Raw genomic sequence first — 16,382 nt, 5'->3', positions numbered from 1 at the left:
TTCTTTTAAGAATCCTCAGGCTACAGCTCCTACGCCGGCGAGGTCTCCAAGGCACCGGAGAACCTCGTGAACAGGAATTTCCACGCCGACGAGCCCAACTAGGCCTAATCCAAGCGAGATTCCAGACTCGACAGGCCATTGAGAGTCAGGTCGTTGGCGACCTCCGAGACACGCTCGATAGGAACCGAACCGTCAGACAGCGCCCACGTGCGATAGATACCGATAATACCGGACAGCAAAAACGCCAGATAGTAATCGAACATCTCGTCCTTGAGGCCGTGGGGCAGCAAGTCGCGCTCGGCAATCTCGTGCTCGAGCGGCGCACGAAGACGAGCCATAAAATCATCGAGCGGAATGTTCTCGATCAGCTGACGATTGAGCACCAGGTTGTTGCATAACGCCTCGTTAACGGTTTTAAAGAAGGTCGCCGCCGCGCCCAGGGCGCGCTCGTTAGTGTCGCCGTCCATGGAAGCAAGCGTTTTCTCGACCGAGTCGACAATCATCTCCACCACATCGACGGCAATGGCATCGAGCAGGCCGTCAACCGTACCAAAGTGAACGTAAAAGGTCTTGCGGTCGACATTGGCCTCGCGCGCGATGGCACTCACCGTAATGTCTGCCAGCGGCTTTTCCATGAGCAGGCGCTCGAAAGCGGAAAGGATGGCATTGCGGCTGCGAACGATGCGGCGATCAATACGCGGTTTGCTGGTGGCCATGGGCGTGTCCCTTCGATATACGGGCATTCATCAACAGATGAGAGATAATCTACGTAAGAGGATTATCCCCCATACAGCACAACTATGCCCCGCATCATGAAGAACGCACGACTGCCCTACCGCGACTTAGGGTGCTTCTTCTTATTGAGCGCCGACGGAGATACGCGGATACCGTCGCCCGTCTGGCGCACATAGGCTTTATGAGCCGGCTTAGCGGTCCCAGAAGCCTTCTGAGCGTGCTTCCTGGGATCAACGGTAACAGCATTCGTGGGGTGCGGCTTAGTGGGCGCAGAGGGCGTCTGAGGCTCGCGGCCGAGCTTGCGCATCACGCGATCCCAGCGCGCATGGATGCTCTCGTTGTGGGCGCTCTTAAGGCCCAGCAGGGGCGCAGCCAAAATGGTCGGCGCAATAAATGTAATGAGGCGCCACAGCAGATAGCCGGCGGTCGAAGCCGACCCAAAGAAATGACCCAAGAACAATGCAAAGCCGCCCTCAGCGCCACCAGTTCCACCGGGCAAGGGAACCGCAGAGCTCAGCAGCTGGACAAAGGCGCTCGCGGCCATGACCGAAAAAAAGTCGACCTCGTGGTGGCCAAAAGCAAGCATCAGGAAATATGGAACCAGATAGAAAAACGCGAGCTGCAGCATGGTGATAAACACGGTGAGCAGCATGGAAGAAAAATGTCCGGCCGAAAGCTTGAACTTCTCGGAGAAGGAGTAGATCTCGCCGTCGACAAACGTGCGCCATCCCTCGATCTTAGTGGCCGAGACACCTATGCGCTCGAGCCAATTGATGATGCAATGGGCAACGCGCGTGACGGTCTTAGGCATGAGCGCGACGGCGAAGATGCCCAGCAAGATGCAGCAGTGCCCACCAAAGCTAAAGACGCACAGCAGCGTCATGTCGCCATAGCGCTCGGCAAAAAACGGCATGCGAGCAAGCAGTAGAATAGCCCCCCAGGCAACGAGGCCAAACTGATACACGATAAAGCGCGTGAACTGCGTGGCTCCGGCCTCGCCGACATTTTGGCCCGCCTTGGTCAGGCGGTAGATCTGGGCAGGCGTAGAGCCCATCATCATGGGCGTCAGGTTGCCAAAGAAAATGCCACTCGCCTCGACCGAGATCAGATCGCGAATGCCGACGGGTGAATTGGGGTCGAGCCAGACGGCGATCGCATAGGCCACAATGCCAAAGAACAGATACATGAACATGCAAAGACACGCGACAACGAGCCAGGGCGCCTGGACGCTCGACATAGCAGCCCAGAACTGCCCCATCTGCCCGGTTACCACCAGATAGACGATATAACCCACCAGCACAACGCCGATAAAGATTGCGCCGCGGCGTGCGCTCTTATTGTCATCGCCGCCCGAGTCCTCAACCTCGACCTGGGGCTTGGACGTATGCTGAGAGGACTCCGTCATGAGACTCCTTCTAACAGTCAAAATATCTTGGTTATTGTACCCGTAAGGGCCATAAGCAGAACGCAAAGCTCTTGTTCAAACGGGAATGACAGACAGTTGTTTGATAATAAAAAACCCGGCCTTCCGTGGAAAGACCGGGTATCAGATGCGTGGTAGCCCGTACCAGATTCGAACTGGTGATCTCCGCCTTGAGAGGGCGGCGTCCTAAACCGCTAGACGAACGGGCCATAGGCCTCGGCAGAAAAGAAGTGGTAGCCCGTACCAGATTCGAACTGGTGATCTCCGCCTTGAGAGGGCGGCGTCCTAAACCGCTAGACGAACGGGCCACATGACATCTGCACTGCCGTGCTGCGAGGAAATATATTACGGGACAAAAAACATCAGCGCAAGAAGAAATTCCAAATTGCCGAAAAATTGTCGACAGGTTATGGAACGCGCAGGTCAACTAATTAGCTAATTCAAGTTGAGATGAACCAAAAGGGTTTCGCGATCGTTGGGGATGTTGTCCTCGATAACGGCTTCGAGGGCGGCGTTGAGTAGCTGGCCTAGCTCGGGCCCCGGCTTCACACCGGCGCGGATCAGGTCGCCGCCGTTAATGGCGAGCATCTTGAGCGTATAGGGCTCCCCCGCCTTCAGCAGCTCGTGCGCCATCGCGCGCATCTCCTCAATCGTCTCGACGTAATAGAAGCACGACGGGGCCTTACCAAGTGTGTCAGCACGCTTAAGATCCATGAGCTCGTCCATCAGACGCGGCGTGTCGACGCCCTCGCCCGAAAGCGCGCGCATCATATTGAGCAGGCAGGAGCGCTCGGGGCGCAGCGGCTTGTCATGGTATTTGATGAGCAGGCACACATCGCGCACCAAATCGTGCGAGAGCGCCAGGCGATCCATAATGACGCGCGCCTTCTTGGCGCCGAGCTCGGGATGACCGTAGAAGTGGCCGCTGCCGGCGTGATCGACCGTAAAGCAATCGGGCTTGGAGACGTCATGCAAAAACGCTGCCCACATTAAGCTCGGCGAAGGCGCCACGCCATCGCACAGCGCCAGCTCCCCTGCCACCGTCAGCACGCGGGCGATATGTTCGTAGACGTTAAACGCATGATAGACACTGCGCTGGTCAAACCCACGAGCCGGCGCAAGCTCGGGCACGGCGGCGCAGATGAGCTCGGGGTAGCGCAGCATCGCGTCTCCCCCGTGGCCGGTCGATAGAATGCCCTCGAGCTCAATACCCACGCGCTCGCGCGCCACGGCATCGAGCAGCGGCGCGCACTCGGCAAGGGCACACTTGGTCTCGGGCTCAATCACAAAGTCCAGGCGGCAGGCAAAACGCACCGCACGCAACATGCGCAGGGCATCCTCGTTAAAGCGGCGCTTGGGATCTCCGACGGCACGAATCAGCTTGCGGTCTAGGTCGCCCTGGCCATCGTAGCGGTCGACAAGGCCGCGCTCGGGATGCCACGCCATGGCATTGACGGTAAAGTCGCGGCGCGCCAGATCGTCCTCAAGCGAAGCGGCGCGCTCCACACTCTGAGGATGACGACCGTCGGTATAGAAGCCGTCCAGGCGATAGGTGGTGACCTCAATGCGCTCGCCATCGCAAATAGCCGTAATGCCGCCAAATTTAATGCCCGACTCAACTACCGCAATGCCGGCGGCCTCGAGTGCCGCCTTGGACTCCAGCCACAGGCCGCTGCAGCACATGTCGACATCGTGGCTGGGGCATCCCATCAGCGCATCACGTACCCAACCACCCACGTACCAAGCCTCAAGACCTGCTGCCTCAAGCGCACGCAGGACACGGATAGAGGCATCGGTCGGCTGCGTACCGTTGAGCGAAACATTGCACATGCCTATGGCCTCCTGCGACTATCAAATTGGCTATCGATTGCGTCTGCAAGAAGTCTAGCAAGAAACAGCCTCCACTGCACACGCAAGTCCGATAAACAAAAACGCATCCGTCCTGGTCTAAGACGGATGCGAAATAATTGAACTATTCAGGCAAGGTGCCGAAACTAGCAAACCTGACGGATTGCAATACCCTTCTGATACTCATCGACCTTGGCGAAGTCGCCCAGACCGGGGCACTCGACCACGTTAGCGCCGGTGGCCATCGAGAGACGCAGGGCGTCCTCGACGCGCTCCGGGGCGTCGTGCCACACGGACAGGAAGGCGGCCAGCGAAGAATCGCCGGCGCACACCGTCGACAGCAGCTTAACCTCAAAAGTACGGTTGGCAAACCAGATGTGCTCGCCGTTGGAGAAGTACGCACCGGCGCCGCCGAGCGTCAGCAGCACGTTCTTAGCGCCCTTGGCGTGCAGCTCGGCCATGGCACCCTTGACGGACTCATCGTCGCCGCCGCTTACCTTAATGCCAAAGATATCGAGCAGCTCGTCGTCATTGGGCTTAATCAGCAGCGGCTCCATGGCAATGAGGTCTGCCAGCTGATGGCTCGAGATATCGAGCACGAACTCGGCCCCCTTGGCCTTGACGCGGCGCAGGACCTCGGCAAGGAAGCCCTCGGAGGTGTTGGGGGGCAGCGAGCCGCTAATGACCAGGCAGGTCATGTCGTCAAGTGAATCGATGAGCTCAAACATCTCTTGCTCGTTGGCTTCGTTAATGGCGGCACCGGCATTAACCATGTTGTACTCGGTGTCGGGACCGGCGTTGAGGAACACGTTGACACGCGTGATACCGTCAGTCCACACAGGCTTGACGGGCACGCCAAGGGCCTCGGCGCCCTTAACGATGAACTCGCCCGAGAAGCCGGCGAAGAATCCAAGGATCGTGGTGTCGACGCCGTAGTGGTCGAGCGTAAAAGAAACGTTGAGACCCTTGCCGTTGGGGGTGTAGACAGCGTTACGGGTGCGGGTGACGGTGTTGGCGGACAGGCCATCGCAGGAGATGTTGTAGTCAATAGCGGGATTTGCAGTAAGCGTGTAAATCATGAATGTTCCTTTCACGAAGCAACGTGTTAATGAAAGTATATTCCACGCTTCGGCAAAAGGCTACAACAACTCGGTGAACGGTGTGGAACGCGTGAAGCGCGGCTCCGAGGTTCGAGTGGGACAAAAAAACGGCGCCCCGGTCGAAACCGGGACGCCGTATGCGCACGAGTTTGTCGCGTTTCGCTTACTTGCGATCGAGCTTACGGACGGCAACGCGCTTGCTGTACTCGTCAACGTGACCGAAGTCGCCGATGCCGACGGACTCAGCGACGTTGGCGCCGGTGGCCATAGCGAGCTTCATGGCCTCCTCGACGTTGTCGCGATCCCTGTACCACTTGTGCAGGAACGCAGCGAGGGTGCAGTCGCCGGCGCAGACGGAAGAGACAAGCTTGATGTTGAACTCACGCTTGGCATACCAGATGTCCTCGCCGTTGGAGAAGTAAGCGTCACCGCGGCTACCACGGGTGAGCAGCACGTTCTGGACGCCGGCCTCGTGAGCCAGCTTCATGGCAACGCGGACCTCGTCGTCGGTGTCGACCGGCACGCCGAAGATAGCCTTCATCTCGTGATGGTTCGGCTTAATGAGCAGCGGCTTCTTGTGAGCGAGCTCCTTGAGCTTGTCGGAGGACAGGTCCAGGACGACGTCGGCGCCACGGGCCTGAGCGTGCTCCATGACCTGAGCCAGGAAGTCGGGCGTAGCTTTGGGAGGCACGGAGCCGGAGACGATCAGGCACTCAAGATCGCCCGCGGTGTCCAGGATGTTGTAGAGCTCCTCCTGATGCTGCGGCGTGATCGGAGCACCGGGGTTCAGGATGCCGTACTCGTGCTGGCCATCGTTGACGTAGGTGTTGATGCGCGTGATACCGTCGGTCCAGACCGGGCGGCAGAGGCAACCCAGGTTCATGACCTCCTCGACGATGAACTTGCCCGTGAAGCCGGCGAAGAAACCGAGCGCGACGGTGTCGACGCCCATCTTCTTAAAGGCGAAGGACACGTCGAGGCCCTTGCCGTTAGCCGTGTAGCTGGCCGAGCCGGTGCGGACGTTCTCGTCGGGCTCGAGCGGAGAGCTCGAAACCGTCATGTCGACAGCCGGGTTAGCGGTTAGCGTGTAGAACATTTACAGTACCCCCTGTATATGTGAGGGCCGCGTGGCCGGCCCATTCCAACCACGCGGTTACCTCTGATACCAAATTAGCGAGCTGCGGACTCGAGCAGTGCCTTGACCTCGGCGGCGGTGTTGCAGGCGAGCGCCTTCTCGGCGAGCTCGTCGCACTCGGCCTTGGTCCACTGGCTGATGGTCTTGCGGGCGCGCAGGATGGACGGAGCGCTCATCGAGAACTCCTCCAGGCCCCAGCTGATCAGCAGCGGCTCAAGCAGCGGATCGGCAGCGGCCTCGCCGCACATGCCGACCATGATACCGGCCTTCACGCCGCTCTCGATGATGTTCTTGAGCGAGCGGAGCACGGCGGGATAGTACACCTGGTACAGGTTGGAGATGGTGTCGTTACCACGGTCGGCGCACATGGTGTAGCCGATCAGGTCGTTGGTGCCGATAGAGAAGAAGTCGGCGACCTCGGCCAGACGGTCAGCGAGCAGCGAAGCGGCAGGCGTCTCGACCATAATGCCGACCTCGATGTTCTCGTTGAACTTGCGACCCTCCTCGGTCAGCTCGGCCTTGCACTGCTCGACGAGCTCCTTGACGGCCACGACCTCCTCGACGCAGGTGACGAGCGGGATCATGATCTTGACGTCACCAAAGGCGCTGGCGCGCAGCAGGGCGCGGAGCTGAACCTTGTACTGGTCGGGATTGGCCAGGCAGTAACGCACGGCGCGGAAGCCCATGAAGGGGTTCTCTTCCTTGACCATGTGCAGGTAGGGGATCTCCTTGTCGCCACCCACATCGAGCGTGCGGATGATGACCGGAGCGCCCTTGAGCGCGCTGGCGACCTTGCGGTAGGCGTTGAACTGCTCCTCCTCGGAAGGAAGCTCAGCGGAGTCCATGAACAGGAACTCGGAGCGGAACAGACCGATGGCCTCGGCATCGTGATCGAGCGCGTTGGGCACGTCATCGGGGTTACCGATGTTGCAGGCGATGATCTTCTTGATGCCGTCGGCAGTCACAGAAGGCTTGCCGCGGAAGGCCTCGAGGGCTGCCTTCTCGGCAGCAAAGGCCTCGGCCTTGGCGGTGTAGGCAGCGAGCGTCTCCTCGTCGGGATCGGCCTCGACAACACCCTTGCCACCGTCGACGACGACGGTCATACCGTTGCGAAGGGCGGTGCAGCTGTTAGAGACCGAAAGGACGGCCGGAATCTCGAGGGCGCGCGCGATGATCGCGGAGTGCGACGTGCGGCCACCGGTCTCGGTGACGATACCGGCAACGTGGGCCTTATCGATCGTGGCAGTCATGGACGGCGTAAGGTCGTGCACGACAACGACGGTGTTCTCGGGCAGGACGGAGAGGTCGACGACCTCCTTGCCCAGCAACTCGGCCAGAATACCGGTGCGGATGTCGGCGATGTCGGCCGCGCGCAGACGGAACATCTCGTCGTCCATGGACAGGAACATGTTCTCGAACATGGTCGAGGTGTCCATGAGCGCCTGCTCGGCGCAGGTGCCGCCGTCGATGGCGGCGTTGATGGCGTCGGTCATGCCCGGGTCCTGAGCCAGGACAATGTGTCCGCTCATGATCTCGGCCTCGGCCTCGCCCACCGTCTCCTTCATGTGGTCGGCCTGAGCCTGGGTCTTCTCGCAGAAGACCGAAAGAGCGGTCTGATAGCGCTCCTTCTCTGCTGCCGAATCAGCGACCTCGTGCGGTTCAAACGTCAAGTCGGGATCGACGGCGACCATGACGGTGCCGATTCCGATGCCCTCGGATGCGTTGACTCCCTGATACATTCCCATTCCTCTCTCCGTGCCATGTGATAAAGCGTTTTGCCATATCCATGACAAAAGAGCGCAGCTACCTTGATGCAGGTCACTGCGCCCCCAAGTATGAACTTAATTGTTCAACATGCGACCCGTTTGAGTTCTACTCGCCAAGACCGCTCTTGATGAGCTCGATGGCAGCAGCCAGAGCCTCGGCCTCGTCGGCGCCGTCGCACTTGACCTCGACCTCGGTACCGCAGGGGATACCAGCAGCCATGAGGGCCATCGGGGACTTGCCGTTGACCTCCTTCTCGGGAGTGACGACCGTCACGTCGCAGGCGTACTTGCCCATGGTGGAGGCGAAGAGGCCAGCCGGACGCATGTGAAGACCCTGCGGATTGACGAGGGTAGCCTTCTCAGAAACCATAATTGACTCCTTTTTTGTGTTTAACCCCTGTCGTGCATGCGGCAGGAGTCAGATTCACGACGTTGTTTATATTAACTCACATCAAACGGTTTTTCATTGTGTTTCGCACGAATTGTTGGACAGTTGTCTGTTCTGTCCGCTCGCCTGCCGGGCGGGGCGGTTAAGTTTGCTGCTCTACAGTCCTGCGCAAGACGGAAAGCACATTAAGTGCTTTCCTTTGCGTGCGGAACTCGCGACAAACTTAACCGCCCCGCCCGGCAGGCGAGCTGCGGGAAAATGCTTCCGTCCAAGAAATATCGTGCAAAAGGAATTCTGGCTGAATTATTGTTCGCGTGGGTGATTCAGTCGATGAGGGCTATTAATGCCCTGTTGGGGACTAAGGAGTGTCCCGGGGTGCCGGCAGGAAAGGAACGTCCCTAAGTGCCGGGTGGCATGAAAAAAGGCGAGGACCCGTAGGGAGTCCTCGCCTTTGTTACAGGGGGCGATGTTATTCGCGTACCGTGGAATTAGACCAGGCGGGCGTTGATCGTCTTGGCGATCTCGGCGGCGTCGGTGGAACCCTTGACGGTGCCACGGAAGTCCTCGTCCATGAGCGCCTCGGCGACCTTGGACAGGATCTTGAGGTGCGTGGTGCCAGCCTGGGCACCCGGGATGAGCAGAGCGATGGCCACGTTGACGGGAGCGCCGTCCATGGTGTCCCAACCGGTCACGCCAGACTCGTCCTTGACGACGATGACGGCAGCCTCGGTAATGGCGTCGGACTTGGCATGCGGGATGGCGAAGCCCTCCATCATGCCCGTGGTGCCCTCGGCCTCGCGGGCCAGGAAGGCGTTCATCACGGCGTCGGCGTCGCCGGCGATACCGGCCTTGACAGCCTGGTTGGAAACGAAGCTCAGAGCCTCGTCACGAGAAGCGAAGTCCTCGGCGACAAAGACATTCTCAACCTTCACGAAGTCGGCAGCCTCGGCCTTAGGGGCCTCAACGGCAGCGGCCTTGGAAGCCTCAACCGGCTTGGCTACAGGAGCGGCCTTCTGATTCTTCTCGAAGTCGTACTTCTTGAAGGCCACGAACAGGATGCCACCGACCACGGCGCCGATGAGGATCGCGAGGACCCACTGCGGGCCGTTCTCGACAACGGGCAGGACCAGGAAGCCGCCGTGAGGCGCCGGATCGTGAACATTGAAGAAGATGGTCAAGATGGAAGCGATGGAAGAACCGACCATCATGATGGGCATGACGGGCCAGATGTTCTTGGTCATGAACGGAATGGCGCCCTCGGTGATGTGGGTGCAACCAAGGATAAGGTTGACGATACCGGCGTCATGATCCTCCTGGCTGAAGTACTTCTTGCCGACAACGACGGCGAAGGTGGTGATCAGCGGCGGAACGATGCAAGCGGCGGAGACGGCAGCCATGAAGTTGGTGCCGAAGTTGTAGGTCTCGGTGCCGACGCCAGCTTCGAGAGCGGTACCGAGCAGGAAGGTGCCAGTAGCGTAAGCAGCCTTGTTGACCGGGCCGCCCATGTCAAATGCGCACATGCAGCCGATGGCCAGGCCAAGGATCACCGGACCGGAGTTACCGAGGCTCTGCAGGAAATCCATCATGCCCTGGTTAATGGCAGCCATGGGGCCGGAAATACCGAGCATGACTAGGCCGACGATGGCGGTAGAGCACAGCGGATAAAGGAAGATTGCCTTCAGGCCATTAAGGCTCGCGGGAATTATAGAGAAAACCTTCTCGAGCAGCAGGATGACATAGCCAGCGAGGAAGCCGCCGACGATGCCGCCCAGGAAGCCAAAGCCCACACCCGAGCCTCCAGCGTCGATCATGCCAGTATCGGCGTTAACGGGCAGACCCTGGATGGCAATCATACCGGCGACGAAACCGGGGACGAGCGCCGGGCGCTTGCCGATAGACTCGGCGATGTAGGCGGAGAGCACCGGAACCATGAGGTTCATGGCGATACCGCCGATAATCTTGAGCATCGCGGCAAAGCTGTTGTAGTCGGCAGCCGTCGAATCAAAGGACGTGATGCCCCACAGGAACGAAATGGCGGTCAGAACACCACCGGCAACGACGAAGACCAGCATGTGGCTGACGCCGTTCATGAGGTGCTTGTAGATGACGTGACCGATGGACTCCTTCTCCTCGACCTCGTCCTCGACATCGGCGGCAGCGGCAACCGTGTCGTCGCCCTTGGCGGCGAGCGCGCGGTCGATCAGCTTTCCGGCGGCCTCGACGGACAGGGCCTTGGAAACACCGACGGAAACCATGGGCTTACCGGCGAAACGCTCAGCCTGGACATCCTTATCGGCTGCGACGACGACGGCCTTGGCACCGGCGATCTCGCTCTTGGTGAGCTCGTTCTCGACACCGACCTGGCCATGAGTCTCGACCTTAATGGTCAGACCTCGCTCGGCAGCTGCCTTCTCCAGCGCCTCCTTCGCCATGAAGGTGTGCGCAATGCCGGTCGGGCAACCGGTCGCGGCGATGATGTCAAACTTAGCCATGTGTCCCTCCTTCTTGAGTACTGCGCCCGCAGGCGCTCCCCTAAACGCGCTTCAATGCGCGTTTTTCCACACTTGAAAGATACCAACCTACCGTCCGCGTGAGAAGAGATATGGCGCAATTCTCCGGTGAAAGGTTCTTTCATAACCGTAAACGGTAAGTGAAAGTTTACCATCAACACTTGAAACGGCAAGGTGTATCTTGTAATTGAAAATGCACGTATACTATGGCATTGAAAAACGAGTCCGATTTTCAATGCCAACCAGGAGCCATCCATGACCGATAGCAGCAAGAGCGCGCTCTCCCTTATTAGCACACACAAAGGGTACAGCGATTCCGAGCAGCGCATTGTCGACTATATATTGGAGCACCAGTCCGAGGCGCCGCGCCTGACGGCCGCCCAGCTCTCACGAGCCGCTGCCACGTCCGAGGCGACGGTTTCGCGCTTCTGCCGCAAGCTGGGCTTTGGCAGCTTCCGCAGCTTTCAGTTTTCGTTGGCTCGCGACTTGGAGAGTCAGCGCAACGAGGGCCTGACCGACGAGGTCTCGCTCGACAACATGGAGCAGAGCCTTAAAAATATCCTCGCCGCCAAGGTGAGTGAGCTTAATGCGACCATCGACGGCATTGATCACGACACGTTGGCCGCAGTTGTGCACGCGCTTAAGAATGCCGGCGTTATTGAGTTCGCCGCCGTGGGCAATACGAACGCGGTCGCGCTCGATGCGACATTTAAGTTTTCGCAGCTGGGCCTTCGCTGCATGGCAAGCACCATCAGCGAGACCTCGATTGGTTTCGCGCTCACGTTGCGCCCTGGTGATGTTATCGTGTTGATCTCGAACTCTGGCAAGTCGCGTCGACTGAACCGCATGGCAAAAGCAGCTCGCGATTGCGGCGCCACTGTAGTCGTCATCAGCAGCGACAGCAAGTCTCCACTTGCGCGCCTAGCCGACTACACCTTTAATACCGTCAATCACGAGGCACTGCTGACAACGGGCGACTTCGCGTTCTCCAAGATGAGCGCCACGATGATCATAGAGGTCATCTACAACTTCCTGCTGCCCGAAATCGAGGACGCGCGCGAGCACATCAGCTACTACGAAGAGCTCATCCAGCCGGATAAGGTCGTAGAGTAGACATTTTAGGGAGCCGATAAACGCCACTCGCCACGAAACCGGCCTATCTACTACGTTTTATCCGTATGGCCCAACCACATACCGAAAATAGAGAAAACCGCAGGCGCTCTACCTGCGGTTTTCTTTTTGCAATTCTTGACATGGTTCCCGATGGCCTATTAAACGTAGTAGATGGGCCGGTTTCGTGGCGGACAGGTCGGACATGCATGTGGCGGCACGGCCTAAGCACGCGCTTCTTCCAGCATCTGCCTGGCGTGCGCTAGGCTTGCCTCCGATTGATCGCCGCTCAGCATACGGGCGATCTCTGCGGTACGGGCATCGCCGGTCACCTCGTCCAGATGCGTTTGGGGAAAGTCGCCGGGCTCTTTACTGACCACGTAATGCTTGTCGGCCATGACGGCGACCTGCGCCAAGTGGGTTACGACAATCACCTGATGCGTAGCGGCGAGATCTGTCAGCACGCCCGCAAGTGCACGCGCCGTGGAGCCACCGACACCAGCATCGACCTCGTCAAACACCAACGTATCAACACCGTCCGCGTTACCGAGGACAACCTTGCTTGCCAGCATGACGCGGCTGAGCTCGCCGCCCGACGCAATGCGGCGCAAGGGACGAGGTGTCAAGCCAGCGCCGCTGCGATATAGCAGCTCGTAGCTTGAAGGGCCCGCCGGCGTCCATTCGGCACGCGGAAGATCGCGCGACTCCCAGACCAGCTCGGCACCGCCCATCTCCAGGCGCGCCATCTGACGGCCAACCTCGTGACAAAAGCGCGGGGCAGCGGTGTTCCGCGCGCGCTTAAGCGCCTTAGCAGCAGCAAAAAGATCGCGTTCAGCGCACCCGAGTGCCTCGCGAGCCTTCTTGATCTGCTCATCACCATCATCGACTAGAGACAGCAGCTCTCGTGAGCGGTCGCGCATGGCAAAGACATCGTCCATGGTGGGACCCCACTGACGCAGCAGGCCCTTGAGGTCGGAATACCGCTCGCGCATGCGAGCGAGCTCACGAGGGTCAAACGCAACGCCATCGCGATAGGCACGCAGCTCGTTGGCGCAATCCTCAAGCGAGATGCAGGCATCCGAAAGCGCATCGGCAATGTCACCGAGCTTGCGGTCAACGGTCGTCATGCGTGAAAGCTCGGCCACGGCGCCATTCACGGCATCGAGCGCTCCCCCCTCGGCAGCAAGCGATGCATGGGCCTCGTTGGCCGTCGCCACCAAGACCTCAGCGTGCTCCGAGCGCGGCAGCAGCTCCTCGAGTTCCTCGTACTCGCCTGGCTTGGGGTCGACCTCGGCGATACGCTCGAGGGCAAAACGCGCTTCCTCGACGCGACTCCCCTGCGCACGTGAGGCTTCCTCCACACGGCGAAGCTCCTTGGCGGCAGCACGCGAAGCCTTAAAGCAGGCACGATACTTCTCGAGCGCCTCAAGCGCCGCGCGCCCAGCCCAAGCATCGACCATGGCAACATGGTGCGCCGGGTCGAGCAGGCGCTGATGTTCATGCTGGCCGCACAGATCCATCATCACGCCAACGCGCTCCGAAAGCTCGCGCACGCTGGCGATACGGCCGTCAATTTTTACGCGGCTGCGGCCCTCGGCAGAAAGGCTGCGCTGCACGGTGAAGCCCTCCGTGTCGTGCGGACCGTCAAACAGACGCGCCTCGACGCTGGCAAGCGCCTCGCCCTCGCGAACCGTCGACGAATCGGCGCGCTCGCCCAAAATGAGCTTGAGTGCCGAGAGCAGTGCGGTCTTACCAGCACCGGTCTCGCCGGTCAGAACCGTTAGACCCGCACTCGGAACCAACGTCGCCTCGCGAATGAGTGCAATGTTGGAAACCTGCAGCTCATCGATCATGACGCACTCCATAGAACACGCGACTCACCGAGTTATAGAAGCTCTCGGGACCGTAATCCAGCAGCAGCACATCGCCGGGACCGCGACGCACAGCCACGCTCTCGACCGTGCCGTCGCAGGTAATAAACTGTCCGTCGATAGCGATGGCAGGCACACTCGGGCGGTCGTCGGACATAAAGATCTCAACGACATCGCTTGGCGATGTCAAGAAAGCGCGAGCCTGAATGGTGTGCGGCGCGATGGGCACGCAAACCATGCCCGTATAATCGGGGCTCACGATAGGGCCGCCGGCGCTCAGCGCATAGCCGGTAGAGCCAGTCGCCGTCGACACGACGACACCGTCACCGCGCAGGCGATCGATATGATGGCCGGACACCGTAATGTCAAACTCAACCATATCGGAAAGGGGGCCGCGCGTAAGTGCCATGTCGTTGAGGGCAAACGTGCGCACGACATCCTTCGTGCCGTCTTCGCGCACCGAAACGATATCGGCGGCGATGGTGGCGCGGCGGCTCACGTGGAGCTCGCCGGACAGAGCATCGCTCACAACCTTTAAAATGTCGCGCTCCTCGGGGCTCGCTGCCGTCAAAAAGCCCAGATGACCATAGGAAAGACCCAAAATGGGAATCTCGCGGTAGTTGAGGATACGAGCCGCGCGCAGCAGCGTTCCGTCGCCGCCGAGCGTAATGACCAGGTCGGCATCGTCAACATCGGGCGCGCTTTGGATCTTGGAGCGCTGATCGGCAGCCCATGCGACCTCGTAGCCCTGGCGCGAAAGCCAAAGCTCGAGCATCAGGCCGCTCTCGACCGCCTCTTGCTTGTAGTAATTGGGAACCAGAAAGACTTTCATAGCGTTGCAGCTTTCTCGCTCAAAACCGATACCTGGGATTGCAGCTCATCGTCGGTGCGTTCGCCAGGGGCAAACCTTGTGCCGTACAGGAAAAACTCAACGTTGCCCTTAGCGCCATGGATGGGCGACACGCACACGTCAAGCGGGAACAGGCCCTTGGCTGCAAAAAGCTCAATCGCCGCCACGAGCGTATCGCGGCGGACGGCGAGGTCGGTCACGATACCGCCCTCGCCCACCAGCGCAGCCGGCGCCTCAAACTGGGGCTTTACGAGCGTGCAGAACGAACCCGAAGGATTCAGACACGCCAGCACGGCGTCGATGATATTCGCGATGCCGGTAAACGAGACATCACAAACAGCCAGGTCGATGGCGCCGGCATAGCCAAGCTCAGGCAACTGCGTCACGTTGGTGCGCTCATGCAGCGTCACGCGATCGTCCTGACGCAACGACCAATCGAACTGTGCGCGACCCACGTCCACCGAGACAACGGTCGCAGCTCCGCGCTTGAGCAGGCAATCGGTAAAGCCGCCGGTAGAGCAGCCTACGTCCAGGCAGGCAAGGCCCGTGGGGTCGATACAAAACGCATCGAGCGCACCCTCAAGCTTAAGGCCGCCGCGCCCAACGTACGGAATGCGCCCCTTAACGTGCAGCGGCAGGCCCGGCGTCACCTTGAGCCCCGGAGAGGCCAAACGCTCACCGCCGCTCGAAACCAAGCCGGCCATAAGAGTGCGAAGGGCATCCGCGCGATCGGCGCAGATGCCCTGTGAAATCAGTTCGTCATCAAGACGCACGCGTTTCATGAATGCCATCAACCATTCGTATCCGGAGATGCGGCTAGCTATCCTGGGATTCGTTTGCCGCATCCTCATCGTATTCCTGCTCGAGCTTATCGGCCTCACGCGGCGTCAGCTCAAACTTGTCGACCATATCGACCGCGCGGGAGCCCAGCTCAATCGCTTCGTCAAACAGATCGAGTGAACGCTCCAAGGACGTATCCTTGGAGCGAACGGTAGCAATGATCTGGTCCAGACGGTCCGAGATCTCGTCAAAGTTGCGGACAGAACCCTCTGGCATGGCTACTCCTCGACGGAGTCGGCCTCGACGGCCTCAGCAGCGTCCACATCCTCGGCAAGTACACCGGCGGTAGCCTGAGCGGCAGCGACCTTGGCGGCAGCCTCAGCAGCCTGGGCCTCCTCGCGAGCGCGATCCTCGGCCAGCAGTTCCTGGTACAGGTCCTCGCCCGGCAGCTCCTCGCTGCGAGCGATCTTGCCCAGCACGCCGTTGACAAACGAGGCGGACTGGTCGGTGCCATAGGCCTTGGCAAGTTCGACGGCCTCGTTGATCACGATAGCGTCCGAGACCTCTTCGTCGGTGAGGAAGCGCATCTCGTAGACGGCGATACGCAGCAGATTGCGGTCGGCGCCGGGCATGCGCATAAGATCCCAGTTCTTGGCGACGGCGCGCAGGGCACAGTCGATGCGATCGATATGCTCGTAGGCACCGCGGCACAGCTCCAGAGCATAGGGGTCGAGGGGGCCCTTCGAGATCAGGAAATCGCCCTCGAGGACGCGCTCGAGCGGGCTGTCCGTGGCCTCGGCCTGGAACAGCAGCTGCAGCGCCTGACTGCGGGCAAGCGTGCGCCCGCGATAAACCTTAAGGCTCAA

The 16,382-nt window shown here is 59.9% G+C and carries 14 protein-coding genes and 2 tRNA genes; 1 reads left to right on the top strand and 15 read right to left on the bottom strand.

Features of this window, described 5'->3' with window-relative positions:
- Positions 1-104: 104 nt before the first annotated feature.
- From DW112_RS05490 to DW112_RS05445, 10 genes are all read right to left on the bottom strand, one after another.
- On the bottom strand, positions 105-716 hold the full coding sequence (locus tag DW112_RS05490) for a TetR/AcrR family transcriptional regulator (RefSeq protein ID WP_055250431.1): 612 nt from the start codon (positions 714-716) through the stop codon (positions 105-107).
- 116 nt (positions 717-832) lie between these two features.
- A complete protein-coding gene (locus DW112_RS05485; protein WP_118328503.1) occupies positions 833-2,140 on the bottom strand; it encodes a lysylphosphatidylglycerol synthase transmembrane domain-containing protein in 1,308 nt (435 codons plus the stop codon).
- 150 nt (positions 2,141-2,290) lie between these two features.
- Positions 2,291-2,367 (bottom strand) — tRNA-Glu (locus DW112_RS05480).
- A 22-nt stretch (positions 2,368-2,389) separates the two neighbouring features.
- Positions 2,390-2,466, bottom strand: a tRNA-Glu gene (locus DW112_RS05475).
- Between the two features lie 127 nt (positions 2,467-2,593).
- Positions 2,594-3,988 (bottom strand): CCA tRNA nucleotidyltransferase, encoded by a 1,395-nt coding sequence (locus tag DW112_RS05470; protein ID WP_118328502.1) that lies wholly within the window; start codon positions 3,986-3,988, stop codon positions 2,594-2,596.
- Positions 3,989-4,152: 164 nt separating this feature from the next.
- Positions 4,153-5,085, bottom strand: a complete 933-nt coding sequence (locus DW112_RS05465; RefSeq protein ID WP_117564111.1) for a 1-phosphofructokinase family hexose kinase — start codon at positions 5,083-5,085, stop codon at positions 4,153-4,155.
- A 184-nt stretch (positions 5,086-5,269) separates the two neighbouring features.
- Positions 5,270-6,202: a 1-phosphofructokinase family hexose kinase gene (locus DW112_RS05460; RefSeq protein ID WP_055250439.1), complete on the bottom strand. Its 933-nt coding sequence runs from the start codon at positions 6,200-6,202 to the stop codon at positions 5,270-5,272.
- Between the two features lie 74 nt (positions 6,203-6,276).
- The gene (gene ptsP / locus DW112_RS05455) at positions 6,277-7,980 is read right to left on the bottom strand and encodes a phosphoenolpyruvate--protein phosphotransferase (RefSeq protein ID WP_117779183.1); all 1,704 of its coding nucleotides are present in this window, start codon (positions 7,978-7,980) and stop codon (positions 6,277-6,279) included.
- A gap of 133 nt (positions 7,981-8,113) precedes the next feature.
- A complete protein-coding gene (locus tag DW112_RS05450) occupies positions 8,114-8,377 on the bottom strand; it encodes an HPr family phosphocarrier protein (protein WP_022094575.1) in 264 nt (87 codons plus the stop codon).
- 506 nt (positions 8,378-8,883) lie between these two features.
- Positions 8,884-10,887, bottom strand: a complete 2,004-nt coding sequence (locus DW112_RS05445) for a fructose-specific PTS transporter subunit EIIC (protein ID WP_118328501.1) — start codon at positions 10,885-10,887, stop codon at positions 8,884-8,886.
- A gap of 273 nt (positions 10,888-11,160) precedes the next feature.
- On the opposite strand from DW112_RS05445, the gene DW112_RS05440 reads away from it, so the two are divergent.
- On the top strand, positions 11,161-12,018 hold the full coding sequence (locus tag DW112_RS05440; protein ID WP_117637710.1) for a MurR/RpiR family transcriptional regulator: 858 nt from the start codon (positions 11,161-11,163) through the stop codon (positions 12,016-12,018).
- A gap of 221 nt (positions 12,019-12,239) precedes the next feature.
- On the opposite strand, the gene DW112_RS05435 is transcribed toward DW112_RS05440, so the two are convergent.
- Genes DW112_RS05435 through nusB form a run of 5 tightly spaced genes read right to left on the bottom strand, consistent with a single transcriptional unit; the run spans position 12,240 to position 16,382 of the window.
- The gene (locus DW112_RS05435; protein ID WP_118065373.1) at positions 12,240-13,868 is read right to left on the bottom strand and encodes a DNA repair protein RecN; all 1,629 of its coding nucleotides are present in this window, start codon (positions 13,866-13,868) and stop codon (positions 12,240-12,242) included.
- On the bottom strand, positions 13,858-14,718 hold the full coding sequence (locus DW112_RS05430) for an NAD(+)/NADH kinase (protein WP_118065371.1): 861 nt from the start codon (positions 14,716-14,718) through the stop codon (positions 13,858-13,860). Before DW112_RS05430 ends, DW112_RS05435 begins: the two co-directional genes overlap by 11 nt.
- Positions 14,715-15,518: a TlyA family RNA methyltransferase gene (locus DW112_RS05425; protein ID WP_233540790.1), complete on the bottom strand. Its 804-nt coding sequence runs from the start codon at positions 15,516-15,518 to the stop codon at positions 14,715-14,717. The genes DW112_RS05430 and DW112_RS05425 overlap by 4 nt, the downstream gene beginning before the upstream one ends.
- A gap of 34 nt (positions 15,519-15,552) precedes the next feature.
- Positions 15,553-15,792: an exodeoxyribonuclease VII small subunit gene (locus tag DW112_RS05420; RefSeq protein ID WP_006233978.1), complete on the bottom strand. Its 240-nt coding sequence runs from the start codon at positions 15,790-15,792 to the stop codon at positions 15,553-15,555.
- A 2-nt stretch (positions 15,793-15,794) separates the two neighbouring features.
- Positions 15,795-16,382 carry a transcription antitermination factor NusB gene (gene nusB, locus DW112_RS05415; protein ID WP_117806187.1) on the bottom strand — a complete coding sequence of 196 codons (588 nt, stop codon included), beginning with the start codon at positions 16,380-16,382 and terminating at the stop codon, positions 15,795-15,797.

The organism is Collinsella sp. AM09-41, assembly GCF_003473245.1.
Taxonomy (GTDB): Bacteria; Actinomycetota; Coriobacteriia; order Coriobacteriales; family Coriobacteriaceae; genus Collinsella.
The sequence above is the reverse complement of the archived record's forward strand: the minus strand, read 5'-3'. Positions and strand labels throughout refer to the sequence as shown.